The sequence below is a fragment of the Geobacillus thermocatenulatus genome (genome assembly GCF_002217655.1).
GTDB lineage: Bacteria > Bacillota > Bacilli > Bacillales > Anoxybacillaceae > Geobacillus > Geobacillus thermocatenulatus.
This window is the reverse complement of record NZ_NEWK01000002.1, coordinates 676,526-703,031: the sequence shown is the minus strand read 5'-3', so window position 1 is coordinate 703,031 and position 26,506 is coordinate 676,526. Positions and strand designations below refer to the sequence as shown.

32 protein-coding genes are annotated in these 26,506 nt (G+C 54.8%); all 32 read left to right on the top strand.

Features of this window, described 5'->3' with window-relative positions:
• Window positions 1–9 precede the first annotated feature (9 nt).
• The 32 genes from fliG (at window position 10) to pyrH (ending at window position 26,504) form a co-directional block, all read left to right on the top strand.
• Entirely contained in the window at window positions 10–1,029 is a 1,020-nt protein-coding gene (gene fliG / locus B9L19_RS12365) for a flagellar motor switch protein FliG (RefSeq protein WP_014195449.1), read from the top strand.
• A complete protein-coding gene (gene fliH / locus B9L19_RS12360) occupies window positions 1,013–1,792 on the top strand; it encodes a flagellar assembly protein FliH (protein ID WP_047753356.1) in 780 nt (259 codons plus the stop codon). Before fliG ends, fliH begins: the two co-directional genes overlap by 17 nt.
• Window positions 1,770–3,080, top strand: coding sequence for a flagellar protein export ATPase FliI (gene fliI, locus B9L19_RS12355; RefSeq protein WP_075261419.1), 1,311 nt, complete (start codon window positions 1,770–1,772; stop codon window positions 3,078–3,080). The genes fliH and fliI overlap by 23 nt, the downstream gene beginning before the upstream one ends.
• A gap of 42 nt (window positions 3,081–3,122) precedes the next feature.
• Entirely contained in the window at window positions 3,123–3,569 is a 447-nt protein-coding gene (fliJ, locus tag B9L19_RS12350; protein WP_025951086.1) for a flagellar export protein FliJ, read from the top strand.
• Window positions 3,570–4,181, top strand: a complete 612-nt coding sequence (locus tag B9L19_RS12345; RefSeq protein WP_025951087.1) for a MotE family protein — start codon at window positions 3,570–3,572, stop codon at window positions 4,179–4,181. It begins immediately after the preceding gene.
• Window positions 4,178–5,362, top strand: coding sequence for a flagellar hook-length control protein FliK (locus B9L19_RS12340; RefSeq protein WP_025951088.1), 1,185 nt, complete (start codon window positions 4,178–4,180; stop codon window positions 5,360–5,362). The genes B9L19_RS12345 and B9L19_RS12340 overlap by 4 nt, the downstream gene beginning before the upstream one ends.
• A gap of 17 nt (window positions 5,363–5,379) precedes the next feature.
• Window positions 5,380–5,808, top strand: a complete 429-nt coding sequence (gene flgD / locus B9L19_RS12335) for a flagellar hook assembly protein FlgD (protein ID WP_025951089.1) — start codon at window positions 5,380–5,382, stop codon at window positions 5,806–5,808.
• Between the two features lie 17 nt (window positions 5,809–5,825).
• On the top strand, window positions 5,826–6,641 hold the full coding sequence (gene flgG / locus B9L19_RS12330) for a flagellar basal body rod protein FlgG (protein WP_047753355.1): 816 nt from the start codon (window positions 5,826–5,828) through the stop codon (window positions 6,639–6,641).
• 43 nt (window positions 6,642–6,684) lie between these two features.
• A complete protein-coding gene (locus tag B9L19_RS12325; RefSeq protein WP_047753354.1) occupies window positions 6,685–6,909 on the top strand; it encodes a flagellar FlbD family protein in 225 nt (74 codons plus the stop codon).
• Complete coding sequence (gene fliL, locus B9L19_RS12320; protein WP_011230729.1) at window positions 6,896–7,324, top strand: flagellar basal body-associated protein FliL; 429 nt, start codon at window positions 6,896–6,898, stop codon at window positions 7,322–7,324. The genes B9L19_RS12325 and fliL overlap by 14 nt, the downstream gene beginning before the upstream one ends.
• 28 nt (window positions 7,325–7,352) lie before the next feature.
• Entirely contained in the window at window positions 7,353–8,357 is a 1,005-nt protein-coding gene (gene fliM / locus B9L19_RS12315) for a flagellar motor switch protein FliM (RefSeq protein WP_025951091.1), read from the top strand.
• Window positions 8,347–9,594, top strand: coding sequence for a flagellar motor switch phosphatase FliY (gene fliY, locus B9L19_RS12310; protein ID WP_047753353.1), 1,248 nt, complete (start codon window positions 8,347–8,349; stop codon window positions 9,592–9,594). The genes fliM and fliY overlap by 11 nt, the downstream gene beginning before the upstream one ends.
• Before the next feature lie 25 nt (window positions 9,595–9,619).
• A complete protein-coding gene (locus B9L19_RS12305) occupies window positions 9,620–9,979 on the top strand; it encodes a response regulator (protein WP_025951093.1) in 360 nt (119 codons plus the stop codon).
• Window positions 9,980–9,998: 19 nt separating this feature from the next.
• On the top strand, window positions 9,999–10,655 hold the full coding sequence (fliZ, locus tag B9L19_RS12300) for a flagella biosynthesis regulatory protein FliZ (protein ID WP_025951094.1): 657 nt from the start codon (window positions 9,999–10,001) through the stop codon (window positions 10,653–10,655).
• Window positions 10,648–11,316, top strand: coding sequence for a flagellar type III secretion system pore protein FliP (gene fliP, locus B9L19_RS12295; protein WP_020754637.1), 669 nt, complete (start codon window positions 10,648–10,650; stop codon window positions 11,314–11,316). The genes fliZ and fliP overlap by 8 nt, the downstream gene beginning before the upstream one ends.
• A gap of 15 nt (window positions 11,317–11,331) precedes the next feature.
• Entirely contained in the window at window positions 11,332–11,601 is a 270-nt protein-coding gene (fliQ, locus tag B9L19_RS12290; RefSeq protein WP_025951095.1) for a flagellar biosynthesis protein FliQ, read from the top strand.
• 6 nt (window positions 11,602–11,607) lie between these two features.
• Entirely contained in the window at window positions 11,608–12,381 is a 774-nt protein-coding gene (gene fliR / locus B9L19_RS12285) for a flagellar biosynthetic protein FliR (RefSeq protein WP_025951096.1), read from the top strand.
• A 1-nt stretch (window position 12,382) separates the two neighbouring features.
• The gene (gene flhB / locus B9L19_RS12280) at window positions 12,383–13,465 is read left to right on the top strand and encodes a flagellar biosynthesis protein FlhB (RefSeq protein WP_047753352.1); all 1,083 of its coding nucleotides are present in this window, start codon (window positions 12,383–12,385) and stop codon (window positions 13,463–13,465) included.
• Window positions 13,466–13,483: 18 nt separating this feature from the next.
• A complete protein-coding gene (gene flhA / locus B9L19_RS12275) occupies window positions 13,484–15,529 on the top strand; it encodes a flagellar biosynthesis protein FlhA (protein WP_047753351.1) in 2,046 nt (681 codons plus the stop codon).
• Window positions 15,526–16,668 (top strand): flagellar biosynthesis GTPase FlhF, encoded by a 1,143-nt coding sequence (gene flhF, locus B9L19_RS12270; RefSeq protein ID WP_025951099.1) that lies wholly within the window; start codon window positions 15,526–15,528, stop codon window positions 16,666–16,668. The genes flhA and flhF overlap by 4 nt, the downstream gene beginning before the upstream one ends.
• Entirely contained in the window at window positions 16,662–17,528 is an 867-nt protein-coding gene (locus tag B9L19_RS12265) for a MinD/ParA family protein (protein WP_033024375.1), read from the top strand. Before flhF ends, B9L19_RS12265 begins: the two co-directional genes overlap by 7 nt.
• A 9-nt stretch (window positions 17,529–17,537) precedes the next feature.
• The gene (locus tag B9L19_RS12260; RefSeq protein ID WP_089113950.1) at window positions 17,538–18,437 is read left to right on the top strand and encodes a protein-glutamate methylesterase/protein-glutamine glutaminase; all 900 of its coding nucleotides are present in this window, start codon (window positions 17,538–17,540) and stop codon (window positions 18,435–18,437) included.
• A gap of 12 nt (window positions 18,438–18,449) precedes the next feature.
• Window positions 18,450–20,450: a chemotaxis protein CheA gene (locus B9L19_RS12255; RefSeq protein WP_047753350.1), complete on the top strand. Its 2,001-nt coding sequence runs from the start codon at window positions 18,450–18,452 to the stop codon at window positions 20,448–20,450.
• 82 nt (window positions 20,451–20,532) lie between these two features.
• Entirely contained in the window at window positions 20,533–20,970 is a 438-nt protein-coding gene (locus tag B9L19_RS12250) for a chemotaxis protein CheW (protein WP_015374420.1), read from the top strand.
• A 22-nt stretch (window positions 20,971–20,992) separates the two neighbouring features.
• Window positions 20,993–21,625 carry a chemotaxis protein CheC gene (locus tag B9L19_RS12245; protein WP_047753349.1) on the top strand — a complete coding sequence of 211 codons (633 nt, stop codon included), beginning with the start codon at window positions 20,993–20,995 and terminating at the stop codon, window positions 21,623–21,625.
• Window positions 21,622–22,119, top strand: a complete 498-nt coding sequence (locus B9L19_RS12240; protein ID WP_014195468.1) for a chemotaxis protein CheD — start codon at window positions 21,622–21,624, stop codon at window positions 22,117–22,119. The genes B9L19_RS12245 and B9L19_RS12240 overlap by 4 nt, the downstream gene beginning before the upstream one ends.
• A gap of 38 nt (window positions 22,120–22,157) precedes the next feature.
• Window positions 22,158–22,913 (top strand): FliA/WhiG family RNA polymerase sigma factor, encoded by a 756-nt coding sequence (locus B9L19_RS12235; RefSeq protein ID WP_025951103.1) that lies wholly within the window; start codon window positions 22,158–22,160, stop codon window positions 22,911–22,913.
• Window positions 22,914–22,929: 16 nt separating this feature from the next.
• Window positions 22,930–23,175 carry a hypothetical protein gene (locus B9L19_RS12230; RefSeq protein WP_025951104.1) on the top strand — a complete coding sequence of 82 codons (246 nt, stop codon included), beginning with the start codon at window positions 22,930–22,932 and terminating at the stop codon, window positions 23,173–23,175.
• An 8-nt stretch (window positions 23,176–23,183) separates the two neighbouring features.
• Window positions 23,184–23,801, top strand: coding sequence for a hypothetical protein (locus B9L19_RS12225; RefSeq protein WP_025951105.1), 618 nt, complete (start codon window positions 23,184–23,186; stop codon window positions 23,799–23,801).
• A gap of 162 nt (window positions 23,802–23,963) precedes the next feature.
• Window positions 23,964–24,671, top strand: a complete 708-nt coding sequence (rpsB, locus tag B9L19_RS12220) for a 30S ribosomal protein S2 (protein ID WP_013145737.1) — start codon at window positions 23,964–23,966, stop codon at window positions 24,669–24,671.
• Between the two features lie 157 nt (window positions 24,672–24,828).
• Window positions 24,829–25,713: a translation elongation factor Ts gene (tsf, locus tag B9L19_RS12215; protein ID WP_025951106.1), complete on the top strand. Its 885-nt coding sequence runs from the start codon at window positions 24,829–24,831 to the stop codon at window positions 25,711–25,713.
• Between the two features lie 68 nt (window positions 25,714–25,781).
• On the top strand, window positions 25,782–26,504 hold the full coding sequence (gene pyrH, locus B9L19_RS12210; protein ID WP_011230751.1) for a UMP kinase: 723 nt from the start codon (window positions 25,782–25,784) through the stop codon (window positions 26,502–26,504).
• Window positions 26,505–26,506: the final 2 nt, after the last annotated feature.

The window sequence follows — 26,506 nt, the reverse complement described above, 5'->3', positions numbered from 1 at the left end:
GAACGGCGTATGGCAAAGCGCGAACGAAAAGGCGGGCTGTCGGGCAGGCAAAAAGCAGCCATCCTGCTTATTTCCCTCGGCCCGGATGTGTCGGCCTCTGTCTATAAACATTTATCCGAGGAAGAGATCGAGAAGCTGACGCTGGAAATTTCCAACGTCCGTCAAGTGACGACGGAACAAAAAGAGGAAGTGCTTGAAGAGTTTCGACAGCTCGCCCTGGCGCAAGATTACATTGCCCAAGGCGGCATCGCCTATGCGAAAGAAGTGCTTGAAAAAGCGCTCGGCCCGGATAAGGCGATGCAGATCATCAACCGCCTGACATCAGCGCTGATGGTGCGGCCGTTTGATTTCGCACGCAAAGCCGACCCGATGCAGCTGTTAAACTTCATTCAAAATGAACATCCACAAACGATCGCTCTGATTCTTTCGTATTTGGAGCCGGCGCAGGCAGGGCAAATTTTATCGGCGCTGCCGCAGGAAATGCAGGCGGATGTCGCCCGGCGCATCGCGCTGATGGACAGCACATCGCCGGAGATTATCAACGAAGTCGAGCAAATTTTGGAGCGGCGGCTGTCCGCGACCGTCGTGCAAGATTACACGCAAGCCGGCGGAATTGAGGCGGTCGTGGAAGTGCTGAACCAAGTCGACCGGAGCACGGAGCGGACGATTTTGGATGCCTTGGAAATTCAAGACCCGGAACTGGCCGAGGAAATTAAAAAACGGATGTTTGTCTTTGAAGATATCGTGACGCTCGATCACCGCGCCATTCAGCGCGTCATCCGCGAGGTGGACAACAACGATCTCATGTTGGCGCTGAAAGTAGCGAGCGACGAAGTGAAAAACATTATTTTCCGCAACATGTCGACAAGAATGGCCGAGACGTTCAAAGAAGAAATGGAATATATGGGGCCAGTCCGGCTGCGTGATGTCGAGGAGGCGCAGTCGCGCATCGTCGCCGTGATTCGACGTCTCGAAGAGGCCGGAGAAATCGTCATCGCGCGCGGGGGAGGAGATGATATTATTGTCTAACGTCATTAAAGCGCCCAATTTGGCGGCGCGCGCTGGGAAAAAGACGATTGTCGTGCAGCGCCATGCTTCCGATCTTCCATCGTCCGTCGACGATCGGCAACGGGAGATGGAAGCGGTCGCCGCCGCCAAGGAAGAAGCAGCCGAGCTTCGCCGCCAGGCAGAGCAATATTACGAATCGGTGCGCGAGCAGTTGGCCCGCGAAAAAGAGGAATGGCAGCGTGAGAAAGAGCGCCTCATCGAGGAAGCGCGCGCCCGCGGGTATGAAGACGGCTATGCGGCTGGGCGTGAGGAGGCTTTGAGCGCGCACCGCGCGTTGATCGAGCAAGCCCGCCGCTTGGCGGAGCGAGCGAACACCGAATTTTACGCTCGCATCGAATCGACGGCTGAGGCGATGCTGGAGGTGGCGTTAAAAGCGGCCGAACGCATTCTCGGCGCCGCGCTTGAGGGCGATCGAAACGCTTTTTTGCCGCTCGTGCACCAAGCATTGCAGGAAGTGCGCCAGCAAACGGAAGTGGCCGTTTATGTGCATCCGCACGGCTACGAAATCGTGGCAGAACAAAAAGAGCTGCTGAAATCTCTGTTTCCGCATCGCGTTGATCTATTCATCTACCCGGACGATGCGCTTCCTGAATATGGCTGTGTCGTGGAGACGCCGTTTGGGCGCATCGAGGCGGGCGTCGATGTACAGCTTGAGCGGCTGCGCGAGGCGCTCTACCGGCGATTGAAGGAGGGAGCGTTTTCTGAACTGGCAGGCGCTTCTTGATGAAATAGACGCTGTCGACTTGTATAAACGGTTTGGCAAAGTGTCGCGCGTCATCGGCTTGATGATGGAATCGAAAGGACCAAAAAGCTCGATTGGCGATCTTTGTTACATCCATGAACAGAGCGGATGCCGGAAAATTCCTGCTGAAGTCGTCGGCTTTCATGAACAGCACGTCTTGCTTATGCCGTTTTCCGCCACGACCCATATCGCTCCCGGCTGCCTTGTCGAAGCGACCGGCCGGCCGCTTGAAGTGCACGTCGGCGATGCGCTCATTGGCATGGTTCTTGATCCGCTCGGCCAACCGCTTGACGGGAGTCCGTTGCCGCCCGGGCTGAAGCCGGTGTCGGTCGAACGCGATCCGCCCAATCCGCTCGTTCGGCCGCCGATTGTCGAACCGCTTGAAGTCGGCATCCGCGTCATCGACAGCCTGCTTGCCGTCGGCAAGGGGCAACGCGTCGGCATTTTTGCCGGCTCGGGCGTCGGCAAAAGCACGCTCATGGGAATGATCGCCCGCCATACGTCGGCTGATGTGAACGTCATCGCCTTAATCGGCGAGCGTGGCCGCGAAGTGCGCGAGTTTTTAGAACGCGACCTTGGCCCGGACGGCTTGGCCCGCTCAGTTGTCGTTGTCGCCACGTCCGACCAGCCGGCGCTGATGCGCGTCAAAGGCGCCTATACGGCAACGGCGATCGCCGAATATTTCCGCGACCAAGGGGCGGATGTCATGCTCATGATGGACTCAGTCACCCGCGTCGCGATGGCGCAGCGGGAGATTGGCCTTGCCGTCGGTGAGCCGCCGACGACGAAAGGCTATACGCCATCGGTCTTCGCCCTCCTGCCAAAGCTGCTTGAACGGGCTGGAACGAACGCTTCCGGCACGATCACCGCGTTTTATACGGTGCTTGTTGACGGCGATGACATGAATGAGCCGATCGCTGATGCGGTGCGCGGCATTTTGGATGGCCATTTTGTGTTGGAACGCCAGCTGGCGAACAAAGGGCATTATCCGGCGATTAACGTGCTCAAAAGCGTCAGCCGTGTCATGCCCCACGTGATCAGCGCAGAGCACCGCGAAGCGGCAAACCGTTTCCGCCGCCTTCTGTCCACTTATATCGATTCGGAGGATTTGATTCAAATCGGGGCGTACAAACGAGGATCGTCCCAAGAAATTGATGAGGCGATCGAATTTTATCCGCAAATGATGGCGTTTTGCCGCCAAAACATCGATGAAAAAATGACGCGCGCCGAAAGCATTGATGCCCTGTTGCGCTTGTTGCCGGTTCGGTGAGAAATCGCGCGCCATGTTCAGACGATGAAAGGGGGAACAAATGTGACGCCGACGTTTCGGCTGCAAAAAGTGCTGGCGATGAAAGAAAAAGAAAAAGAGAAGGCGCTTGGCGAATACGAGGAGGCGGTCCGCCGGTTTGAGCAGGCAGCCGAAACGCTTTACCGCCTGCTCAAGGAAAAAGAAGAATGCGCAGCGGCTCGGGATGAACAGCTTCAAGCCGGCCTGTCCGTTGGAGACATTCGCCTCAGGCTGCAATATATGGCGAATTTAGAGCGGATGATCGACCATTATCAGCTCGTCGTCATGCAGGCGCGCGAGCGGATGCAGCGCCGGCAGCAGCGTTTGATGGAATTGAATATCGAAGTGAAAAAATACGAAAAAATGCGCGAGCGCATGAAGCGGTGGGCCGAGCAGCTTGAGAGGGAAGCGGAACGCCGTCTGCTCGATGAAATGGCGGTTCAACGTTTTGCAAGGCAAGGAGAGGTATAGATGGCGGAGAGCAAAGTTGAACAGGAAATACAAGCGAGTTGGTGGCAATGGCTGTTGTTTGTCATTGTCATTCCGAGTGCGTTTGCCGCCTCCTTTCTGTTGTTGATTTTAAACATTGCCGGCGTTGATGTGGCCAAGGCGGCAAAACAGTGGACCATAAAGGCGCCGTTTGTCTCCGAGTGGGTCGACTGGAACAAAAAGGAGAAAGCGTTGCAAAAAACGATTGAAGCCCAACAGAAGACGATCGACCAACAAAAACGAACGATCGCCGACCAACAAAAGCAAATCAAGCAGTTGAAAAACGAATTGGCGGCAAAGGAAAAGGAAATCGCCCAGCTGTCTGCGCCAAGCGGGAAAACGGACGCTCAGGCTGAGCCTGTTGACGAGCCGGCCTTGACGGAAGAAGATGTCGCCGGCATGTATGGCGCCATGTCGGAAAAACAGGCGGCGGCGATTTTAGCGGAACTGCCTGAGAGCGAAGCGCTCCGTGTGCTGAGCAGGATTGACGGCGACAAAGCAGGCGCCATTTTGGAACAAATGCCGGCTGGACAGGCGGCGAAACTGTTGGCATCGTTAAGCAAAAAGGCGATGGAGAAGGAGGCGGCCGAATGAAAGTGACGATCACAGCAAACGCGCCGCTATCGGCAGGCGCTATGGCGGTGAAAAAAGAGGCGGGAAACGCAAACGTGTTTGCGGCGCTGCTTGCCGATAAGCAACAAGAGCTATTGCCCTCTTGGGCAAGGGACCGCTTGTTTCAAGAGCAACCGAACGGAAACAAAGAGCCGGATTGGCAAAATGGCGGAGTGGAACCGGGAACAGCCGGACAACCATCTTCAGCGGAAAAGAAGCCGGCGCCAATCGAATCATGGTGGCTTGCCCCTTCCGTCGTGGCTGCTTGGGCTGTCGCTCCAATTTCGGCAGCTGCAGGCGCGCCGCTTTTGACGGCGGATCAGCAGGCGGAAGGGATAACGAGTGATCATGGGGCATTTCCGTTTGTCGGCGCGATGAATGGCGAAGAAACGATTGCCGCTCAGCCGGCAGCCGATGAAGCGGGATTGGAACGTGCGCTCATAACCGATGGACGGAAACGTGGTCATATCGATGCTGAATCTGTTTCGCCTTTCAGCGGAAAAACCGGGGTGTTTCCATCGCTCCTAAGCGACGGCGACCAACGTCCATTCCATGAGCAAGGAGGCAACAGACCGGGTGTTGCGTTGGCGAACGAAGCTTCTTCTGTCCGTCCGGCTGGTGAAAAAGACGTTTCGTTGCCAAAAAGGGAGGGGCAGGGCGGCGAGGCCGCTCCTTCGTTCACCACTCCTCCTGCGCTTTCATCACCCTCCTCTTCATCTGTCGGGCTGGTTGGCGAGATGCCGGCGTCAGCTGGCGGAAGCGTCGCTGATCAAGTCGCCCACGTGCTAAGGTCGGCGCGGTGGATGAGGCTTCCAAACGGTGTCATGCAGCTTGTCATCCGTCTGCATCCGGAACATCTCGGGACGGTGACGGTGAAAATGACAGAGGAAGGTGGAAAGCTCGCCGCCAAGCTGCTCGTGGCGAACGACGCGGTGAAAGAGTTGCTAAACGCTCATTTGCCGCAGCTTGCTCAGCAGCTTGATGCGAGTTCCATCACGGTCGAAAAATGGACCGTTTGGTCGGATTATGACAGCCCCGCGATGCCGCCATATTCCGGGAACCGCCAAGGAGGGCAGCAGCAGGGCGAATCGCGGCAAAAACAAAAGCGGGAGCCATCATCTTCTTTCCCGTTTGCGCTAGACGGGATCGAAGCTGACGCATAAGGGGGAAAAGAACGAGGATGACAACGAATCCGATTGATGGAAGCTTATGGCTGACAAACGCGGTTCAGCCGGAACGGAAAACGGGCAATCAAATTTTAGGAAAAGACGACTTTCTCAAAATTTTGCTCGCTCAGCTCGAAAACCAAGATCCGCTCAATCCGATGGAAGATAAAGACTTTATCGCGCAAATGGCGAGCTTCTCCTCGCTTGAGCAAATGATGAACATCGCCAATTTGATGCAGCAATGGATGCAAGCGTCAAGCCGCGATGCGCTTTTGCGCTACAGCGAATGGATCGGCAAAACGGTGCACTGGCAAGACGGCGAGACGATGATGAGCGCCGTCGTTCAATCGGTCATGCAAAAAGACGGCCAAGTGACTATTGGGCTTGATAACGGGACAACGATTGCCGCGGATGCGGTCGTGAAAGTCGAACAAAAAGGATAAAAGGGGAGAGGGAACCGATGCTTCGTTCCATGTATTCCGGAATCGGCGCCATGCGCAACTTTCAAACGAAGTTGGATGTCATCGGCAACAACATTGCCAATGTCAATACGTACGGGTTTAAAAAAGGACGAACGATTTTCAAAGATTTGATGAGCCAGACGATTTCTGGAGCAAGCGGACCCAATGCCGGTGCCGGCCGCGGCGGGACGAATCCAAAGCAGGTCGGGCTCGGTTCGCAGCTGGCGGCGATCGACACCGTCCATACGCAAGGCAGCTTGCAAACGACCGGCCGCGTGCTCGATTTGGCCATTTCCGGCGACGGGTTTTTCGTCGTCGGCGATGCGTCCGGCAACAATCGCATGTATACGAGAGCCGGGAATTTTTATCTCGATTCGCAAGGCTATATGGTCAATGCCGATGGGCAATATTTACTTGGAACTGATTCGACTGGGAAAATCACGAGTTTGAAAATTTCTTCTACTGCGAAAAGCTTAAGCATCGGGGCAGATGGCAAGGTGAATATTGTAGACGATTCGGGAAACTTGCAGACAATCGGCACGATTCAGCTGGCCAAATTTACAAATAATGACGGATTAGAAAAAGTCGGCAACAACTTGTTCCGCGAAACGACCAACTCTGGAACGCTAACGATAGGGGCGCCGGGAGCGAACGGAACAGGAACGATCGTCTCCGGCGCGCTTGAGATGTCCAACGTCGACCTTGCCGAGGAATTCACGGAGATGATCGTCGCCCAGCGCGGCTTCCAGGCGAATACGCGCATCATTACGACATCGGATGAAATTTTGCAAGAGCTTGTCAACTTAAAAAAATAGAATAGGAGGTAGGGCGTGAGCGGCGTCTTGCGCCTGCTGGCCGATGATTTCGTTAACGAAGCTCAACGGCAAACGGTTTGTGCTCAATGCGCTGTACATCGAACAAATTGAAGCGTTTCCTGATACGACCGTGACGCTGACGAACGGAAAAAAATTCGTCATTCGCGAAACGGTCGAGCAAGTGGCGGCGCGAGCGAGCGAGTTTTACCAGCAGCTTGGTGTGTTTCGCTTACCGAAAGCAGGAGGATTGGACCGTGAAAGGGAATAAAGCAATCAAAACGATGATCATTGTGCTGGCGGTCATCGCTTTGGCTGGAACGGCGGCGCTTGTCGCGGTGATGAAGATGGGGCATGCGGAAAAACAAGGGGCGCCAAGCGCTGACGAACTGGCGGAACGATCGATCGACATTCCGGAAATGACCACCAATTTAGCAGACGGACGTTATATTAAAATCTCATTTAAAATTGAAACAGACAGCGATCAAGGAAAAGAAGAGGCGGAGAAACGAGATTTTCAGATGAAAGACGTGATCATCGAGCAACTTTCGCAGATGAAAGCGGCCGACTTTAAAGGAAAAGAAGGGCTGACGGCGCTGAAAGAGAGGCTGAAGCGCGAGATCAACGGATTGATGCAAGAAGGGAGAGTGGAGAACGTCTACATTACTTCGTTTATCCTCCAGTAGCCCTGTCATTGGAAGGGGGGAAGATGAAATGACGGCCGGGGAAGTATTGTCGCAAAGCGAAATTGACGCGTTGCTCGCTGCGCTTTCTGCAGGGGAGATGAGCGCGGAGGAGCTGAAAAAAGAGGAGGAAGGCCGACGCGTCAAAACGTATGATTTCCGGCGGGCGCTCCGGTTTTCCAAAGATCAAATCCGCAGCCTGACGCGCATTCATGAAAATTTCGCCCGTCTGCTGACAACGTTTTTTTCCGCCCAGTTGCGCACATATGTGCAAATTTCGGTCGCATCGGCCGACCAAATTCCATACGAAGAATTTGTCCGCTCCATCCCAAAAATGACGATCATCAATGTCTTTGAGGTGCCGCCGCTCGGCGGACATGTCCTTTTGGAAGTCAACCCGAACATCGCTTACGCCATTCTTGATCGGGTGATGGGCGGACGCGGCGTCGGCATGGATAAAGTGGAGCATTTGACGGAGATTGAAACACGCATCATGTCCAATTTGTTTGACAAGGCGTTTGTCCATTGGCGCGACGCTTGGGAATCGGTGGCGGAAGTCGACCCGCTCTTTGTCAATTTTGAAGTCAATCCGCAGTTTTTGCGCATGATTGCGCCGAACGACACCGTCGTCGTCATTTCGCTCAACACGCAAATTGGCGAAGCGCGCGGCATGATGAATGTGTGCATTCCGCATGTCGTCTTGGAGCCGATTATGCCGCGGCTGTCGGTGCATTACTGGATGCAGGCGCAAAAAAAGGAGCGTTCCCCCGAGGAAGCGAAACGGATCGAACAGCGCATCCGCGCGGCCCAATTGCCGATTATCGCTGAACTGGGAACGGCGGTCATCACGGTCAATGAATTTCTTCAACTCGAGGCCGGCGATGTCATTCAGCTCGAGCAGTCGATTCATGAGCCGCTCGTGGTCAAAATTGGCCATATTCCAAAGTTTATCGGCCAGCCGGGGAAGCGGAACAAAAAGCTGGCGGTGCAAATTTTAGCGATGATCGAGGGGGACGAAGACGACCATGATGAATGATGGCATGCTGTCGCAGGATGAAATTGATGCTTTGTTGCGCGGAATGGGCAGCGATGACTCTATTCCGAAGCTTCATGATATTCTCTCTCCACTTGAGCAGGACGCCCTTGGGGAAATCGGCAATATTTCTTTCGGCAGTTCGGCCACTGCCCTGTCGATGTTATTGAATCAAAAAGTGGAAATCACGACGCCAAGTGTGTCCATTATCGAGCGCACAAGCGTCGCCGATGAATTTCCGCAACCATATGTCGCCATCCAAGTTAACTATACGGAAGGGCTGCTCGGGACAAACTTGCTCGTCATTAAACAGCAAGACGCGGCGATTATCGCTGATTTAATGCTTGGCGGCGACGGAACGGCGGCCGATGGTCCGCTCGGAGAGATTCAGCTGAGCGCTGTTCAAGAAGCGATGAACCAAATGATGGGCTCAGCGGCGACGTCAATGTCGACCGTCTTTGGCAAGCGGGTTGATATTTCCCCGCCGGCGCTCCATCTGCTTGATTTAGCGGAAGGAAAAGGGATGGAATATTTGCCGGACGAAGACTTTTTCATTAAAGTGTCATTTCGGCTCAAAATTGGCGAGTTGATCGACTCAAACATTATGCAGCTGCTGCCGGTCGATTTCGCGAAAGAATTGGTTGCCCAATTGCTCGGCTCGCCGCTTGAGGAGCCGGGGGCAGCGGAAGTGAGCCTTAAGTCGTCGGCGGACGACCGGCCGTTTTGCGAGCCGCAGCCTGTTGCGATTGACGCTCAGACAAACGGCGGTGTGGCTGTTTCAGAAGCGGCGAGCCGCTCGACGGATCAAGCGCCGGCTGGGCGCGCGAACAAGGAGAGAGAGGGTGCAGCTGCACGCGGGCTCGCATTGACCGACACGTACGCCTCGACCGCGAACAAGGAGAGAGAGGGTGCAGCTGCACGGCATATTCAAACCGCCGATTTCGTCGAGTTCGATGCCCCGCCGCTTGCGGCAACGGAGGCGCGCAATTTGGAGCTGCTGTTTGATGTGCCGCTGCAGGTGACGGTTGAACTCGGACGGACGAAGCGGTCGGTGCAGGAAATTTTGCAGCTGTCGACTGGATCGATCATTGAGCTCGATAAACTGGCCGGCGAACCGGTCGATGTGTTTGTCAACAACAAGCTGATCGCCAAAGGCGAGGTTGTCGTCATCGATGAAAATTTCGGCGTCCGCATTACGGACATCATCAGCCAAAGCGATCGGCTGACAAAGCTAAAATAAACAGGCGTTTGGGAGGTTAGGGGACATGGCAAGAGTGCTTGTCGTTGATGATGCGGCATTTATGCGCATGATGATTAAAGATATTTTGACGAAAAACGGACATGAAGTCGTCGCCGAAGCGGCCGATGGACGGCAGGCGATCGAGAAATACAAGGAAACGCGGCCCGATATCGTGACAATGGATATTACGATGCCGGAGATGGATGGGATTGCGGCGCTCAAGGAAATTAAAAAAATCGACAGCAATGCCAAAGTCATTATGTGCTCCGCGATGGGGCAGCAGGCAATGGTGATTGATGCCATTCAAGCCGGGGCGAAAGATTTTGTGGTCAAGCCGTTCCAAGCCGACCGCGTCATCGAAGCGATCAACAAAACGATCGGGTGAGCGATCAGAGGTGGAAACGATGGCAATTTGGCGCTGGGCGGCCGTTTTGCTGGCGGCAGCCATCGCTTTGGGGCCGACGCCGGCATTGGCCGCCCAAAGCCCGACGGTCGCCGACTGCCTGCAGCATCCCGATTCATGCGGGCCGCCAGCTCCTTCCGGGCAACAGACAAAACAGACAGCGAATCAAGCCGCTGATGCGGTTTCCGCTTTCGATGTGCTTCGGCTCATCGGCGCGACCGCCTTTGTCCTTGTTCTTCTTTATGCCGTGCTAAGATGGATATCTCGCCGCCAGTCATTCATTTCAAGCCAAAAGGGCGTCATCGAGCATCTCGGCGGGACGAGCGTCGGGACGAACCGCTCTGTACAGCTCATTAAAGTCGGCCGTCGGCTTTTCGTCATCGGTGTCGGTGATTCGATTCAGCTTCTGAAAGAAATTGAAGACGAACAAGAAATGAATGAACTGTTGGAGCAACATCGCGCACGGTTGGAGCGAATGGCGGAGTTCGGCCGGCTTGGTTCCTTCCTTCGAGGCGAGTGGACGGGAAATTTAAAAAGGAAAAACGGTTTGCCGCCGTCGTTTTCGGCGCTGTTGGCGGAGGAGATGAAGCAAATGGCCGAAAAGCGAAACGAGTGGCTCAATCGGTTGAAGAAGAAAGGGACGGCGGGCGATGAGTGAATTTGTCCATATGTTTGATTCGATGGCTCCCGAGCACGTTTCGACAGCGGTGAAGCTTCTTCTGTTGCTCACCGTTTTGTCGATTGCTCCCGGCATTCTCATTATGATGACATGTTTTACGCGCATCGTCATCGTTTTGTCGTTTGTGCGCACGGCGCTCGGCACGCAGCAGATGCCGCCGAACCAAGTGCTTGTCGGACTCGCCTTGTTTTTAACATTTTTCATTATGGCGCCGACTTGGAAAGACATCAACGACCAGGCATTGCAGCCGCTGTTTGCCGACAAAATTGATTTGGAGGAGGCGTATGAACGGGCGGCTGTCCCCCTGAAGCAGTTTATGAGCCAATACACCAGGCAGGAAGATTTGGCGCTGTTTTTATCATACAGCGGCGCCAAACAGCCGAAAACGGTCAACGACATCCCAATGACCGCGCTCGTGCCGGCGTTTGCCATCAGTGAGTTGAAAACGGCGTTTCAAATGGGCTTTATGATTTTTATTCCGTTTTTAGTCATCGACATGATCGTCGCCAGCGTCTTAATGTCGATGGGGATGATGATGCTGCCGCCCGTGATGATTTCGCTGCCGTTTAAAATTTTATTGTTTGTCCTTGTTGATGGCTGGCATTTGGTCGTCAAATCATTGTTGCAAAGTTTTCAATAAAGATAGGTGGCGTTTATGAGTGCCGATTTCATCATCCGCCTTGCTGAACAAGGCGTGTATATCGTGCTTGTCGTCTGCGGGCCGCTCTTGTTGTTGTCCCTTGCCGTCGGGCTTGTCGTCAGCATTTTTCAGGCGGCGACGCAAATTCAAGAGCAGACGCTCGCGTTTGTGCCGAAAATCGTCGCTGTTTTGCTTGGGCTTGTATTTTTTGGGCCGTGGATGCTTACGAAAATGGTGTCATACGCGCACGATATTTTCAACAATCTTGCCTCGTTTATAGGCTGATCGGCGATGGAACAAGCATGGACTTATTTTCCAGCGTTTTTGCTCGTCTTTGTCCGCACTGCTTCGTTTTTTGCAGCGATGCCATTGTTTTCCTATCGGACCGTGCCGGCTTCGTATAAAGTTGGTTTGGCGTTTCTGTCCAGCTGGCTGTTGTTTTTGGCGATGCCCAAACCCGTGTTGGCGCTTGACGGTGTGTACGTTTTGCTCGTCGTGAAGGAAGCGCTCGTCGGCCTGGCGCTTGGACTGTTGGCAGCGATTCTCATGGCGGCGGTGCAAATTGCTGGCGGCTTGATCGATTTTCAAATTGGGTTTGCCATCGCCAATGTCATCGATCCGCAAACAGGAGCGCAAAGCCCGCTGCTTGGCGAATATCTTCATTTGCTCGCCCTGCTGCTTTTGCTCGCTCTCGATGGCCACCATTTGTTGCTTGCCGGCATGTTTGACAGCTATCATTGGCTGCCGATTGACCGTTTGCCGCATATTGCTGATGGGCGGGCGGTGGAATATGCCGTTCGGGCATTTGCAGCCATGTTCGCCGCTGCGTTCCAAATGGCGGCCCCGCTTGTCGGATCACTCTTTTTAGTGGATGTGGCGCTTGGCATCATCGCTCGGGCGGTGCCGCAAATGAACATTTTCGCGGTCGGCTTTTCAGTTAAAACGGCAGCGGCGTTTTTGCTCCTGTTGGCGGGGATTGGGACGATATTGCTTGCGGCGCGCAGTGTATTTCACTTCATGTTTGCCTCGTTGCGCGAGTTGATGCGGCTGTTGGGGGGCGGATAAGATGGGCGAGTGGCGGCTCGATTTGCAATTTTTTGCTGGGGAAAAAACGGAAAAGGCGACGCCTCGCAAACGGCAAGAAGTGCGGGAAAAAGGACAGGTGGCCAAAAGCGGCGATGTCGTCTCCGCTTCTGTGTTGCTTGCTTCATTTCTTGCTTTGTTTTTGGCCGGGGAGTATGAACGGGACGGCCTGTTGCGATTGTTCACCCGCGCCTTGTCCGATTCTGCCTCCCCTTCGCTGACGATTGATTCGCTTCACCGGCTGTTTCTTGACTGGCTTTCTCATGCCGCTTTGCTTTTGGCGCCGCTGTTCGCCGCCGCCGTGCTGGCGGCTGGGTTGGCCAACTTTTTGCAAATCGGTGCTTTGTTTACCGTTGAACCGTTAAAAATGGATGGGAACCGCCTCAATCCCGTGCAAGGAATGAAACGGCTGTTTTCGTTGCGCGCCTTGGTTGAGCTGTTGAAATCTGTGTTAAAAGCTGGAATCATCGGTGCGGTCGTGTTCGCGGCGCTGTTGGCCGAACGAAGCGAACTTGCGGCGCTCGTTTCCAAGACGCCGGGTGAGGCTTTGACTGTCATCGGCGGGCTGACGGTGAAAATGGGGCTGTACGCTGCGGGGGCGCTCTTGTGTTTAGCGCTGTTTGATTATTGGTATCAGCGGTTTGAATTTGAAAAAAGCATCCGCATGTCCAAACAGGACATTAAAGATGAATACAAAAAGACGGAAGGCGATCCGCTCATTAAATCGCGCATCAAGCAAAAACAGCGCGAGATGGCAATGAGGCGGATGATGCAGGAAGTGCCGAACGCGGATGTCGTCATTACGAACCCGACGCATTACGCTGTCGCCCTCAAGTATGAAGACGGCAAGATGGAAGCGCCGGTCGTCATCGCGAAAGGGGCGGATTATATGGCGTTGAAAATCAAGGAAGTGGCCAAAACCCATGGCGTCGTGACGGTCGAAAATCGCCCGCTTGCGCAGGCGCTCTATCGCCAGACGGAAGTCGGCGACATGATTCCAGAGGCGTTTTTTAAGGCAGTGGCGGAAATTTTGGCGTACGTCTATCGGCTCAAAGGAAACGTGTAGCAACAAGGAGAGAAAACCATGCAAGCGCAAATCAAAGATTTATCCGTATTGTTTCTTGTCGTGCTCATCGTCGCCATGCTCGTCATTCCGCTGCAGACATGGCTGTTGAGCGTATTGATCATCATCAATATTTCTCTTGCCTTGCTTGTCTTGCTGACGGCGATGAACACGAAAGAGCCGCTTGAGTTTTCTATTTTTCCGTCATTGCTTTTAGTGCTGACGCTGTTTCGGCTTGGGCTGAACGTGTCCACCACCCGCTCGATTTTAAGCAAAGGGGAGGCGGGTGGCGTCGTGGAAACGTTCGGAACGTTCGTCGTTGGCGGCGATGTCGTCGTGGGGTTTGTCGTGTTTTTGATTTTGGTCATCATCCAGTTTGTTGTCATCACCAAAGGGGCCGAGCGCGTCTCGGAAGTGGCGGCCCGTTTTACGCTCGATGCGATGCCCGGCAAACAGATGAGCATTGACGCCGATTTGAACGCCGGCATGATTTCGGAGCAAGAAGCGCGCAAGCGGCGGGAAAAAGTGGCGCAAGAAGCCGACTTTTACGGAGCGATGGACGGGGCAAGCAAATTTGTGAAAGGCGACGCCATCGCCGGCATCATTATCGTCGTCATCAACATGTTGTTTGGCATGGTGATCGGCGTTGTGGAGAAAGGAATGGATATAGCGGAGGCGGCAAAGCGCTACACGCTTTTGACGGTGGGCGATGGAATCGTCAGCCAAATTCCCGCGCTGCTCATTTCTACGGCCACTGGCATCATCGTCACTCGAGCGGCGTCGGACAGCAACTTGAGCGGCGATATTATGCGCCAGCTGTTCGCGTTTCCGAAAATGTTGTACGTCACGGCAGGAACGATTTTCCTGCTCGGCTTGTTCACGCCGATCAACGACTTGCTGACGATGCCGATTGCCGGGCTGCTGGCGCTTGGCGGCTACCGATTTATCGAGCGGCAAAAGCAAGAAGAAGCGGCATTGGCCGCTCCGGAAGAGGAGGCGGCGGCTGCCGATGAATTGAAAAGTCCGGAGAGCGTCATCCAACTGCTGCATATTGATCCGATTGAATTTGAGTTCGGCTATGCGCTCATTCCGCTTGCTGACGCCAATCAAGGCGGAGATTTGCTCGACCGAATCGTCATGATTCGCCGTCAACTCGCGCTCGAGCTCGGCATTGTCATCCCGGTTGTGCGCATCCGCGACAACATCCAGCTGCAGCCGAATGAATACCGGATCAAAGTGAAAGGCGAGGAAGTGGCGCGCGGCGAGCTGCTGCTTGACCATTATTTGGCGATGAGCCCCGGAGTTGACGATGATTCGATTGATGGCATTGACATCATCGAGCCGGCGTTTGGTCTGCCGGCGAAATGGATTTCCGAGACCGTAAAAGACCGGGCGGAAATGCTTGGCTATACAGTCGTCGACCCGCCATCGGTTGTCTCGACACACTTAACGGAGGTGCTGAAAGCCCATGCTCACGAACTGCTGGGGCGTCAGGAAACAAAACAGCTGATCGATCATTTAAAAGAATCGTATCCGGTGCTTGTTGACGATGTGACGCCGAATCCGTTGTCTGTCGGGGACGTGCAAAAAGTGCTCGCCAAGCTGCTGAAAGAGAAAGTGTCGATCCGCAACTTGCCGCTCATTTTTGAGGCGCTTGCCGATTTTGCCCGCCTGACCAGCGACACCGATTTGTTGACGGAATACGTCCGCCAAGCGTTGGCGCGGCAAATCACCTCGCAGTACGCCGTGCCGGGCGAGCCGCTGCGCGTCATTACGCTGTCGGGCAGGGCGGAAAAAACGATCGCCGACGCCGTGCAACAAACCGAACACGGCCGCTATTTGGCGCTCGAGCCGGCGCGGGCGCAGGCGTTTGTGGAAGCGGTCGCCGCGGCGCTTGAACGCTATCCGTTCGCCGGCCAGACGCCGATTTTGCTCTGCTCCCCGGCGGTGCGCATGTACGTCCGCCAATTGACCGAGCGCCATTTTCCGACTGTTCCGGTGTTGTCGTACAACGAGCTTGAAGCGGATGTCGAAGTTCAAAGCGTGGGGATGGTGGAAATCGAATGAAAGTGAAAAAATTTGTCGCCCCGTCCATGAACGAAGCGATGAAAATGGTTCGCGCCGAACTTGGCCGCGACGCCGTCATTTTGCACTCGAAAGTGGTGCAGACCGGCGGATTTTTCGGTCTGTTTGCGAAAAAAAAGATCGAAGTGTTGGCCGGCGTTGATCCAGATCCGCTGCCGCGGCGCCAGCCGAGTGCCGCCGCGTCTTTGACGCGTCAGCCGAGTGCCGCCGCGTCTTTTGCCCCTTTGCCGGCGGCCGAGCGGGAGGGAGACGGCTCGCTTGTCAGTGAACTCGAGGAAGTCAAGGCGCTCATCCGTCAGTTCAACGCCCGCTCGTCTTCGCTTTTGTATCCTCCGCCGCTTGCGGAAGCGGAACGGCGCCTCGTTCGGCAAGGGATGGCGGAGGTGTACGTCCGCCAAGTGATGGATCGCCTGCTTGAACGGTGGTATGCCGACAAAGACGGCCGGTCGCCCGCTGCGGTTGCCGCTTGGACGAAAGAAGCGGTGCGCGATCTATTGTCGCCGCTTCCGTTTGTCAAAACGGCGGAGCAAAAAAAGTATACGATTTTGCTTGGTCCGACCGGGGTTGGAAAAACGACGACGCTCGCCAAAATGGCAGGGCGGGCCGTCCTCGAACAAGGGAAAAAAGTCGGGTTCATCACGGCCGACACGTACCGGATCGCCGCCATCGACCAACTGAAGACGTATGCCGACATTTTGCACGCTCCGTTGGAAGTATGCTACAATGCCGACGATTTTCGGATGGCGAAGCGGAATTTGGCCGGCTGCGATCTCGTGTTCATCGATACGGCTGGCCGCAACTTCCGCAATCCGCAATACGTGGATGAACTGCAGCAAACGCTCGAGTTTGACAGTGAAACGGAAACGTTTCTTGTATTCGCCGCCACGGGAAAGTATGACGATATGAAAACGGTTTACAACCACTTTTCCCGCCTGCCGATCGATCGGCTGATCGTGACGAAGCTTGATGAGACGGACTCGTTTGGAACGATCGTCAATATGTTGCTTGACAGCAGGCTTGCCGCCGCCTATTTCACGAACGGACAAAATGTGCCGGACGACATGGTGGAAGCGTCCGCAGACCGGCTCGTTCATCTGCTGTTTGGGGCGGAGCGATGGTGAGCGATCAAGCGGAACGGCTGCGCTATGAGCTGGGCCGCCGGCGCCAGCCGGCGGCGGGGCCGCGGACCATCGCGGTGACGAGCGGGAAAGGCGGAGTCGGCAAGTCAAACCTTTCGCTCAATTTTTCGCTGTCGCTCTCGAAGCTCGGGTTTCGCGTCTTGCTGCTTGATATGGACATCGGCATGGGCAACATCGACATTTTGCTCGGTCAGTCGTCGCCATTGACGCTTTCGGATTGGTTTTCCGCGCGGCTGCCGCTTTCCGAGCTGGTAAAAAGCGGACCGGAGCATCTATCGTATATTGCTGGAGGGACGGGCGCCGCGCAATGGTTGAGTCTCAATCGATCTGCGATCGACTATTTGTTGGACGAGCTGCAGACGGTGTCGTTGCGATATGATTACCTCATTTTTGATATGGGGGCGGGTGCCTCAGAAGAACGATTGTATTTTTTAAAGTCCGTCGACGATGTGTTTATTGTCACGACGCCGGAGCCGACCGCGATGACGGATGCCTACGCCATGATGAAATATATGCACACCGCTGGCAGCGAGGCGCCGTTTTCCGTCATCGTCAACCGCGCCGGCAGCGAGCGGGAAGGATATGGCGTCTTTTCGCGTCTGCAGCATGCCGCCAGTCGGTTTTTCCATAAAGACATCGCCTTGCTTGGCGTCGTTCCTGAAGACCGGACGGTGGCGCGCTGTGTCGTCCGGCAAACGCCGTTTGTTCTCTTTGATCCGGCGGCGAAGGCGAGCCGGGCCGTGCGTCAAATGGCATGCCGCTATGCGGCGGGAGGAGAAAAAGAGCCGGAGCGGGCTCCCCGCTTTTTTGCGAAGCTGCGTCAACTTTTGCTAGAAAGGTAGAGACGGAACATGAAGACGATCAAGGTGCTTGTCGTCGATGACTCGGCGTTTATGCGCAAATGGATCAGTGATTTTTTGTCCGAGCATCCGCGCCTCGAAGTCATCGGAACAGCTCGCAACGGCCGGGAGGCGCTCGAGAAAATCGCCGCCCTAAGGCCGGATGTCGTGACGCTTGATGTGGAAATGCCGGTCATGAACGGACTCGAAACGTTGCAGCGCATCATGCGGGATCATCCCGTGCCGGTCGTCATGGTGTCAAGCACGACGACCGAAGGGGCGGAAAACACGATCGCCGCCATGCAGTACGGGGCGGTCGACTTTGTCGCCAAGCCGTCCGGACCGATTTCGCTCGATTTGTACAAAGTGAAAGACGAGCTGATTGGCAAAGTGCTGCACGCGAGCGAAGCGAACGTGGCTGCCTTGACTGCTCCGCGCCGCCAACGTCCGTCTTGGCGCCCATCGTTCAAAGCGGCGGGGCGGCCGCAACAGGCCATCGTCGCGATCGGCACTTCCACCGGCGGCCCGCGCGCGCTCGAGACGGTGCTGACGCAGCTTCCGCCCGATCTAGCCGCTCCGATCGTCGCTGTCCAGCATATGCCCAAAGGATTTACGACATCGCTCGCCAATCGGCTTCATGCGCTCGCCGCGATCACCGTCAAGGAGGCGGAAGACGGGGAAGTGCTGCAAAATGGCACCGCCTATATCGCGCCAGGCGGCGTCCATCTCATCGTTCGCGAAGAAGGCGGCGCGCTTAAAGCCCGTTTCGACGAATCGCCGCCGCGCGCCGGCCATCGACCGGCTGTTGACGTATTATTTGAGTCGCTTGCTGCCATTGAGGCTGGCGTCGTTGATGTCATCGCACCGCTTGACAGCATCGCTGCTGCCATCGTCCAATCGATCGGGGAGTAGGGGGGAAACGGCATGGACATGAGCCAATATTTGGATTTATTTATTGATGAAAGCAAAGAGCATTTGCAGACGATCAACGAACGGCTGCTGGAACTTGAAAAAACGCCGGAGGACATGTCGGTGGTGAACGATATTTTCCGTTCGGCCCATACGTTGAAAGGCATGTCTGCCACGATGGGGTTTGAGGACTTGGCCAATTTGACACACCAAATGGAAAACGTGCTCGATGGCATCCGCAATCGGCGGCTTTCCGTCACCCCGGAATTGCTTGACGTCATTTTTGAGGCCGTCGACCATTTGGAGACGATGATCAGTTCCATTGCCGCAGGCGGCGACGGAACATGCGATGTAAGGGGAACAATCGAGCTGTTGAAACAAATCGAGCAAGGGGAGATGCCGAACAAGCAGGCAGCAAGGGAAGAACCGCCTCTTGAACATGCCTATGGGGAATTTGAATACCATGTGCTTGAACAGGCAATGGAGCAAGGATTTTCCGTCTACGAAATCCTCGTTCGGCTTCGCGATGACTGCTTGTTGAAAGCGGCGCGCGTCTATATGGTGTTTGAACAGCTGAATGAAGTCGGAGAAATTGTGAAAGCAACGCCGCCGGTCGAGATGCTGGAGGAAGAACAGTTTGACCGGGAGTTTCTCGTTACGGTCGTATCCAAAGCGCCAGCCGATGAGTTGCAAAAGCGGCTGATGAGCATTTCGGAAATTGATGACGTCAAGGTGTCTAGGCTATCGAGCGATGGACCGCCGTCAGAAAGTGAGAAAGCGGCCGCTTCCCAACAACCGGCCGCTATGGAGCAGGCCGCGGCCGTTCAAGCCGAAGCAGAGGCGCCGGAAAAACAAACAGTAAAACAGGCGACGAAAACGATCCGCGTCAACATTGAACGGCTCGATCGGTTGATGAACCTATTTGAAGAATTGGTTGTTGACCGCGGTCGGCTTGAGCAAATTTCCCGCGAGCTGAACCATGCCGAATTGACGGAAACGGTCGAGCGGATGTCTCGCATCTCGAGCGATTTGCAGACGATCATTTTAAATATGCGCATGGTGCCGGTCGAAACGGTGTTCAACCGCTTTCCGCGCATGGTGCGCCAGCTCGCCCGCGAGCTCGGCAAAAAGGTGCGTCTTGACATCATTGGCGCGGATACCGAGCTTGATCGGACGGTGATTGATGAAATCGGCGACCCGCTTGTCCATTTGATCCGCAATGCGCTCGACCACGGCATCGAAGCGCCGGACGTCCGGGCGGGGCGCGGAAAGCCAGAAGAAGGGATCATTCAATTGCGAGCGTACCATAGCGGCAACCATGTCTTTATTGAAATCGAAGATGACGGCGCCGGCATTTCCCGGGAGAAGGTGCTGCAAAAGGCGAAAAGCCGCGGCATTGTCTCGCCGCAGGCGGCGGAGCATTTGAACGATCAGCAAATTTACGAGCTTATTTTCGCTCCCGGCTTTTCGACTGCTGAAAAAGTTTCGGACATTTCCGGCCGCGGCGTCGGTTTGGATGTCGTCAAAAGCACGATTGAATCGCTCGGCGGCACCGTTTCGGTCGATTCGCAGCCTGGAAAAGGGTCGCTCTTTTCCATTCAGCTGCCGCTCACATTGTCGATCATTTCGGTGTTGCTCGTTCAAATCGTTGAGGAAACGTACGCGATTCCGCTGTCATCGATCATTGAGACGGCGCTGGTGAAAAAAGAAGAGATTTTTTCCGCCCACAACCAGCCGGTTATCGATTTTCGCGGCAAAATTGTGCCGCTCGTCCGCCTGAAAGACGTCTTCGCTGTTCCCGGAGCGGCCGATGACGGAGATGTGATGGCGGTCGTGATTGTCCGGAAAGGAGAAAAACTGGCGGCGCTGGCGGTTGACTCGTTTATCGGGCAGCAAGAAGTCGTGTTGAAATCGCTTGGAAACTATTTATCTTCCGTTTTTGCCATCTCGGGGGCGACGATTTTAGGAGACGGCCGAGTGGCGCTGATTATCGACTGCAACGCGCTCGTGAAGTAGGGGACGGCCGTGTCGGTGCGAGGGAGACTATAGTGTTGATCTGCCGTTTTCAGTGGCATGTCGAAAAAAAGGGGAGGATTGGATGACGGCCAGTGTGCAAGCAGACTGGAAAGTGATTGCGTTTCGCCTGAAAGATGAAGAATATGCTCTGCCGGTGCAGCATGTCCGTTCCATCGAGAAAATGCAGCCGATCACGCGCGTGCCGGGGACGGCCCATTATGTCAAAGGGGTCATCAACTTGCGCGGTGTTGTGACGCCGATCATCGATTTGCGCGAGCGGTTTGGATTTGCCCCCGAACCATATGGGGAGCAGACGCGGATCATTATCGCCGCTCTTGAAGATATGGAAGTTGGGCTTATCGTCGATGCTGCGAATGATGTCCTTGATCTGCCGACGGAAAGCATCGAACCGCCGCCAGAGGCCATTGGCTCCGTTGAGGCAAGTTACATCGACGGCGTGGCGAAAGTGGAGAATCGGCTCCTCATTTTGCTCGATTTGGCGAAAGTGCTCGACCGATAACCTGTAGAGAGGAGCATTGACCTTGGACGATATTCGCAACTTGACGGGGATGCATATTGACATTTTGCGCGAAATCGGCAACATTGGCGCCGGCAACGCGGCGACGGCTTTGTCGACGTTGCTGAACAAAAAAATTGAAATGGCGGTGCCGCGCGTTCAAATTGCGACGTTTGCCGAAATGATGGAATCAATCGGTGGACCGGAACAAATAGTGGCGTGCGTCTATTTGCGCATCGAAGGAGAAGCGCCGGGAAACATGTTTTTCGTGCTGCCGCCGGAACAGGCTGAGCGTTTTGTCCGCCGGATGATTGGCGATGACTCATTTTCATTTCAAGGAGAAGCCCATGAGCTTGGCTGCTCGGCGCTTCAGGAGCTCGGCAATATTTTAGCCGGCTCGTATTTGTCGGCATTGGCTGACTTTACGCGGCTCAACTTGCACCCGTCTGTGCCGGCATTGGCCGTTGACATGATCGGAGCTGTGCTGTCGTTTGGGTTGCTTGAGCTGTCGCGCGTTGGCGATTACGCCATTTTGATTGACACAGCCATTTATGATGAACGGCGCCCGGACGAAAGCATCAACGGCCATTTCTTTCTTCTGCCTGATCCCGAGTCGTTTTCCACTATCTTTCGAGCACTAGGTGTGGATGGTCTATGAGCACAGCGCAGGCTGTCAAAATCGGCATTGCGGAAATGGAGGTCGTCATAGCGCCGAATGTCATCCGCACGTGCGGGCTTGGGTCGTGCGTCGGCGTCGTCATTTACGATGCAGGCAAGGCGGTTGCCGGCATGGCGCATGTCATGCTTCCGCATTCCTCGATGGCGCGCGGCGGAGTCATCAATGCGGCCAAATACGCTGATACGGCGGTCGAGGCGCTCGTTCAGCTTGTCATGGCCGCTGGCGGGCGGAAAGGGATGCTGAAAGCGAAGCTGGCTGGCGGGGCACAAATGTTTTCGTTTTCGGCAGTTGGCGGCGATATGATGCGCATTGGCGCGCGCAATGTGGAGGAAGTGAAAAAGCAGCTCGAGCGGCTTCACATTCCAGTCGTCGCCGAAGATGTCGGGGGCCATAGCGGCCGCACGATCGAATTTAATCCGCAGACGGGCGTGCTCTCCATCCGCACCGCCGCTCAAGAAATAAAGGAAATATGACTAGGATGCGCCGTTTCCGCAAGGCAAGGGGGAGAAGAATGGGAAGCGCGCTAAAAGGAGAAGAACGGAAATATTGGGATGAGTGGATCCATGGCCGCGACCGTCGCGCGGCCGAGGAGCTGGTGCAGCGCTATATGCCGCTTGTTTTCTACCACGTACAGCGGCTTTCGGCGACGCTGCCGAGCTCCGTGCCGAAGGATGAGCTCGTCAGCCTTGGACTCGTCGGCTTATACGATGCGTTGGAGAAATTTGATCCATCGCGTGATTTGAAGTTCGACACGTACGCCTCGTTTCGCATCCGCGGCGCCATCTTAGACGGTTTGCGCAAAGAAGACTGGCTGCCGCGCAGCATGCGCGATAAGGCCAAAAAAATTGAGGAAGCGATCGAGCGGCTTGAACAGCGGCACATGCGATCGGTGACGGCGAAAGAGATCGCCGCTGAGCTCGGGATGACGGAAGAGGAAGTGCAGGCGGCGGCGAGTGAAACGTTTTTTTCCCATTGGCTGCCGCTCGGGCAGACGACCGTCGACGAAGATGAAGGACTGCTTTCGGTTCGCGACGACCGCGCTCCGCTTCCCGAGGAGCAAATCGTCAAGCAGGAAATGATCGAAAAGCTGGCTGAAGCCATTGGACAGTTGAATGAAAAAGAGCAGCTCGTCATCAGTTTGTTTTACAAAGAGGAGCTGACGTTTACAGAAATCGGGAGCCTTTTGCATTTGTCGACATCAAGAATTTCACAAATTCATGCGAAAGCGCTTTGGAAACTGCGCCGCTTCTTTGAAAAAGAGCTATGAGGGGAGAGAAAACGCGATGGACATCCAGCTTCCAGCGTTGCAAAGCGTCATGCCGAAAGCGCCCGACGCGGAAAGGTTTCAAACCTCAACGCAACAACACTCCTATGCCGTGCAGGCGCAAATGGCAGCTGCCGGCCAAAAGCGGGCGGAGCGTGCGCGCCGTCGGGTGACGGATAAACGAACGAGCGCCCGTCTTGAGCAGGAGGCGTCCCGTTTTGGAGGACACCCTTATAAAGGAAAAACGATCGACATTCAAGGATAGTGAACATCATGATGGCATTTTGGCTAACGATCAGTTTGCTGCTGCACGCCTTGTCGTTTTGGTTGATCATTGTGCTTTTCCTTCGCCTGTCGCGGCTTGGCGAGGCGGAGAGGCGGGCCGAGGAGCTCGAGGAAGCCATGACCGCTTATCTCGCTTCTTGGAAGGAAGAAAACGAGCGATTTTTGGCTGAACTTGACTCGTTGCTTAATAGCGGCGCGGCTCCATTCGTTTCTGCACCGGAAACGAACGATGCGCCCAGTGTGCAACGGGGCGCGAGCGGGAAAGAGACGGCGTCCATGCCGGGGGCAGGAGGCGGTGAAATCGGAGCGGGGTTCGAAAAGCGAACAGCGGAAGCAAAAAAGGGGGGAAACGAGCCGGCGGAGCGGGGAGAAACCGAAAAACGCGCCAAAACAAGCCGTCCAAGCGCCGCTCCGGGCTATTTCCCAGACATCGAAGCGGTCAAGGATGTGCTCGAACTTTCACACGCCCGATCGGCCGACGCGAGTGAGCATGCTCGCCGCCTATATGAGGAAGGAAAGACGGTTGAGGAAATTGCCAAACAGCTCGGCAAAGGGAAAACGGAAGTCGAGCTATGGCTCAAATTTGCGCAAAAAACGAATCAATAGGCGAATAACAGCTTGATTTGCCGCTTGCAGTTGTGATATATTTTTTCATGGTGTGAATACACACGCCTGGTGATTTCAGCAACGGTGCTGGCAACGCCAGTCTTGCTGAAAGATGAGGCAGGCGGAGGACCAAAAACCACTAAGGAAACAGGAGGAGCATACATGTCGGTTATTTCGATGAAACAACTGCTTGAAGCTGGCGTCCACTTTGGACATCAGACGCGCCGTTGGAATCCGAAGATGAAAAAATACATTTTCACGGAGCGCAACGGCATCTATATCATCGACTTGCAAAAAACGGTGAAAAAAGTCGAGGAAGCATACAACTTCGTCCGCGAATTGGCGGCGAATGGCGGCAAAATTTTGTTCGTCGGCACGAAAAAACAAGCGCAAGAGTCGGTGAAGGAAGAAGCGGAACGCTGCGGCATGTTTTATGTCAACCAACGCTGGCTCGGCGGCACGCTGACGAACTTCGCGACGATCCAAAAGCGGATCAAACGGCTGCGTGAAATTGAAAAAATGGAAGAAGATGGAATATTTGATGTTCTGCCGAAAAAAGAAGTCATTCGCTTGAAAAAAGAAAAAGAGCGTCTTGAGAAGTTTTTGGGCGGCATCAAAGACATGAAAGAGCTGCCGGATGCGTTGTTTGTCATTGACCCGCGCAAAGAGCGGATCGCGGTGGCGGAAGCGCGCAAGCTGAACATCCCGATCATCGGCATCGTCGATACGAACTGCGATCCGGATGAAATTGACTATGTCATTCCGGCCAACGACGACGCCATCCGCGCTGTTAAGCTGTTGACTTCGAAAATCGCCGACGCCGTGCTTGAGGCGAAACAAGGCGAAGAAGCGGCCGTCGCAGCAGAGTAACGATGCACAAGAAAGGTGATAAGAGGGGAAAGCCTTTTATCACCTTTTTTTGAGACAGAAATGAGCAACTTTTGGCTATACTAACGAATAAGGGCAAAACGGGAAGCCGCTGCCGGCACCGATACATATACGGGACAATGAGAAGGAGGATTTTTTTATGGCGATTACAGCACAAATGGTGAAAGAACTGCGCGAAAAAACAGGCGCAGGCATGATGGACTGCAAAAAGGCGCTCACCGAAACAAACGGTGACATGGAGAAAGCGATCGACTGGCTGCGCGAAAAAGGAATCGCCAAAGCGGCGAAAAAAGCGGACCGCATCGCGGCCGAAGGGATGGCGTACATCGCGGTGGAAGGCAATACCGCCGTCATTTTGGAAGTAAACTCGGAAACGGACTTCGTTGCGAAAAACGAAGCATTCCAAACGCTTGTCAAAGAGCTGGCCGCCCACTTGCTGAAACAAAAGCCGGCTTCGCTTGATGAAGCGCTCGGTCAAACGATGGACAACGGCTCGACCGTCCAAGACTACATCAACGAAGCGATCGCCAAAATTGGTGAAAAAATTACGCTTCGCCGCTTTGCCGTCGTCAATAAAGCGGACGGCGAAACGTTCGGTGCGTACTTGCACATGGGCGGGCGCATCGGCGTATTAACGTTATTAGCCGGCAATGCGAGCGAAGACGTCGCCAAAGATGTCGCCATGCACATTGCCGCACTTCATCCGAAATACGTCTCGCGCGACGACGTGCCGCAGGAAGAGATTGCGCATGAGCGTGAAGTGTTGAAGCAGCAAGCCTTAAACGAAGGCAAGCCGGAGAAAATCGTTGAAAAAATGGTCGAAGGCCGGCTGAACAAGTTTTACGAAGATGTCTGCCTGCTCGAGCAAGCGTTCGTGAAAAACCCAGATGTGACGGTGCGCCAATACGTCGAATCGAACGGAGCAGCAGTCAAGCAGTTCATCCGTTACGAAGTCGGCGAAGGGCTCGAAAAACGCCAAGACAATTTTGCAGAAGAAGTCATGAGCCAAGTCAGAAAACAATGACGGACCGCAACAGGGAACACGCGCGTGTTCCCTGTTTTTCAAAGCGACTCGCATCATGGAGGTTGGACATGGAACAGCCAAAATACAAACGCGTCGTGTTAAAGTTGAGCGGGGAAGCGCTCGCCGGAAAGCAAGGGTTTGGCATTCAACCGGCGGTCATTCAGTCGATCGCCAAACAAGTGAAAGAAGTGGTTGAACTGGGCGTCGAGGTCGCCATCGTCGTCGGCGGCGGCAACATTTGGCGTGGAAAAACGGGAAGCGAAATGGGCATGGATCGGGCGACGGCTGATTACATGGGCATGTTGGCGACGGTGATGAACGCCCTCGCCTTGCAGGACAGCCTTGAGCAGCTCGGCGTGGAAACGCGGGTGCAAACATCGATTGAAATGCGGCAAGTGGCCGAACCGTACATTCGCCGCCGGGCGATTCGCCATCTTGAGAAAAAACGAGTTGTCATTTTCGCCGCGGGCACAGGCAACCCGTACTTTTCGACCGATACGACCGCGGCCTTAAGGGCGGCGGAAATTGAAGCGGACGTCATTTTAATGGCGAAAAACAACGTCGATGGCGTCTACAGCGCCGACCCGAACGTCGACGCCAATGCGGTCAAATACGATGAGCTGTCGTACTTGGATGTCATCAAGCAAGGGCTCGGCGTCATGGATTCGACTGCTTCCTCGCTTTGCATGGATAACAACATTCCGCTCATCGTCTTCTCGATTATGGAAGAAGGCAATATTAAACGCGCTGTGTTAGGTGAAAACATCGGAACGATCGTAAGGGGGAAATAACG

Coding starts and splice junctions, on each gene's coding strand:
- fliP (WP_020754637.1), top strand. CDS start 10,648: ATGAGTGAATTTGTCCATATGTTTGATTCGATGGCTCCCGAGCACGTT.
- B9L19_RS12325 (WP_047753354.1), top strand. CDS start 6,685: ATGATTTCGTTAACGAAGCTCAACGGCAAACGGTTTGTGCTCAATGCG.
- pyrH (WP_011230751.1), top strand. CDS start 25,782: ATGGAACAGCCAAAATACAAACGCGTCGTGTTAAAGTTGAGCGGGGAA.
- fliH (WP_047753356.1), top strand. CDS start 1,013: ATGATATTATTGTCTAACGTCATTAAAGCGCCCAATTTGGCGGCGCGC.
- flhA (WP_047753351.1), top strand. CDS start 13,484: ATGCAAGCGCAAATCAAAGATTTATCCGTATTGTTTCTTGTCGTGCTC.
- fliZ (WP_025951094.1), top strand. CDS start 9,999: ATGGCAATTTGGCGCTGGGCGGCCGTTTTGCTGGCGGCAGCCATCGCT.
- rpsB (WP_013145737.1), top strand. CDS start 23,964: ATGTCGGTTATTTCGATGAAACAACTGCTTGAAGCTGGCGTCCACTTT.
- fliY (WP_047753353.1), top strand. CDS start 8,347: ATGATGAATGATGGCATGCTGTCGCAGGATGAAATTGATGCTTTGTTG.
- B9L19_RS12260 (WP_089113950.1), top strand. CDS start 17,538: ATGAAGACGATCAAGGTGCTTGTCGTCGATGACTCGGCGTTTATGCGC.
- fliM (WP_025951091.1), top strand. CDS start 7,353: ATGACGGCCGGGGAAGTATTGTCGCAAAGCGAAATTGACGCGTTGCTC.
- B9L19_RS12340 (WP_025951088.1), top strand. CDS start 4,178: ATGAAAGTGACGATCACAGCAAACGCGCCGCTATCGGCAGGCGCTATG.
- fliQ (WP_025951095.1), top strand. CDS start 11,332: ATGAGTGCCGATTTCATCATCCGCCTTGCTGAACAAGGCGTGTATATC.
- B9L19_RS12235 (WP_025951103.1), top strand. CDS start 22,158: ATGGGAAGCGCGCTAAAAGGAGAAGAACGGAAATATTGGGATGAGTGG.
- fliR (WP_025951096.1), top strand. CDS start 11,608: ATGGAACAAGCATGGACTTATTTTCCAGCGTTTTTGCTCGTCTTTGTC.
- flhF (WP_025951099.1), top strand. CDS start 15,526: ATGAAAGTGAAAAAATTTGTCGCCCCGTCCATGAACGAAGCGATGAAA.
- B9L19_RS12305 (WP_025951093.1), top strand. CDS start 9,620: ATGGCAAGAGTGCTTGTCGTTGATGATGCGGCATTTATGCGCATGATG.
- fliG (WP_014195449.1), top strand. CDS start 10: ATGGCAAAGCGCGAACGAAAAGGCGGGCTGTCGGGCAGGCAAAAAGCA.
- B9L19_RS12345 (WP_025951087.1), top strand. CDS start 3,570: ATGGCGGAGAGCAAAGTTGAACAGGAAATACAAGCGAGTTGGTGGCAA.
- tsf (WP_025951106.1), top strand. CDS start 24,829: ATGGCGATTACAGCACAAATGGTGAAAGAACTGCGCGAAAAAACAGGC.
- flhB (WP_047753352.1), top strand. CDS start 12,383: ATGGGCGAGTGGCGGCTCGATTTGCAATTTTTTGCTGGGGAAAAAACG.
- B9L19_RS12255 (WP_047753350.1), top strand. CDS start 18,450: ATGGACATGAGCCAATATTTGGATTTATTTATTGATGAAAGCAAAGAG.
- flgG (WP_047753355.1), top strand. CDS start 5,826: ATGCTTCGTTCCATGTATTCCGGAATCGGCGCCATGCGCAACTTTCAA.
- B9L19_RS12265 (WP_033024375.1), top strand. CDS start 16,662: ATGGTGAGCGATCAAGCGGAACGGCTGCGCTATGAGCTGGGCCGCCGG.
- B9L19_RS12230 (WP_025951104.1), top strand. CDS start 22,930: ATGGACATCCAGCTTCCAGCGTTGCAAAGCGTCATGCCGAAAGCGCCC.
- B9L19_RS12240 (WP_014195468.1), top strand. CDS start 21,622: ATGAGCACAGCGCAGGCTGTCAAAATCGGCATTGCGGAAATGGAGGTC.
- B9L19_RS12225 (WP_025951105.1), top strand. CDS start 23,184: ATGATGGCATTTTGGCTAACGATCAGTTTGCTGCTGCACGCCTTGTCG.
- B9L19_RS12250 (WP_015374420.1), top strand. CDS start 20,533: ATGACGGCCAGTGTGCAAGCAGACTGGAAAGTGATTGCGTTTCGCCTG.
- flgD (WP_025951089.1), top strand. CDS start 5,380: ATGACAACGAATCCGATTGATGGAAGCTTATGGCTGACAAACGCGGTT.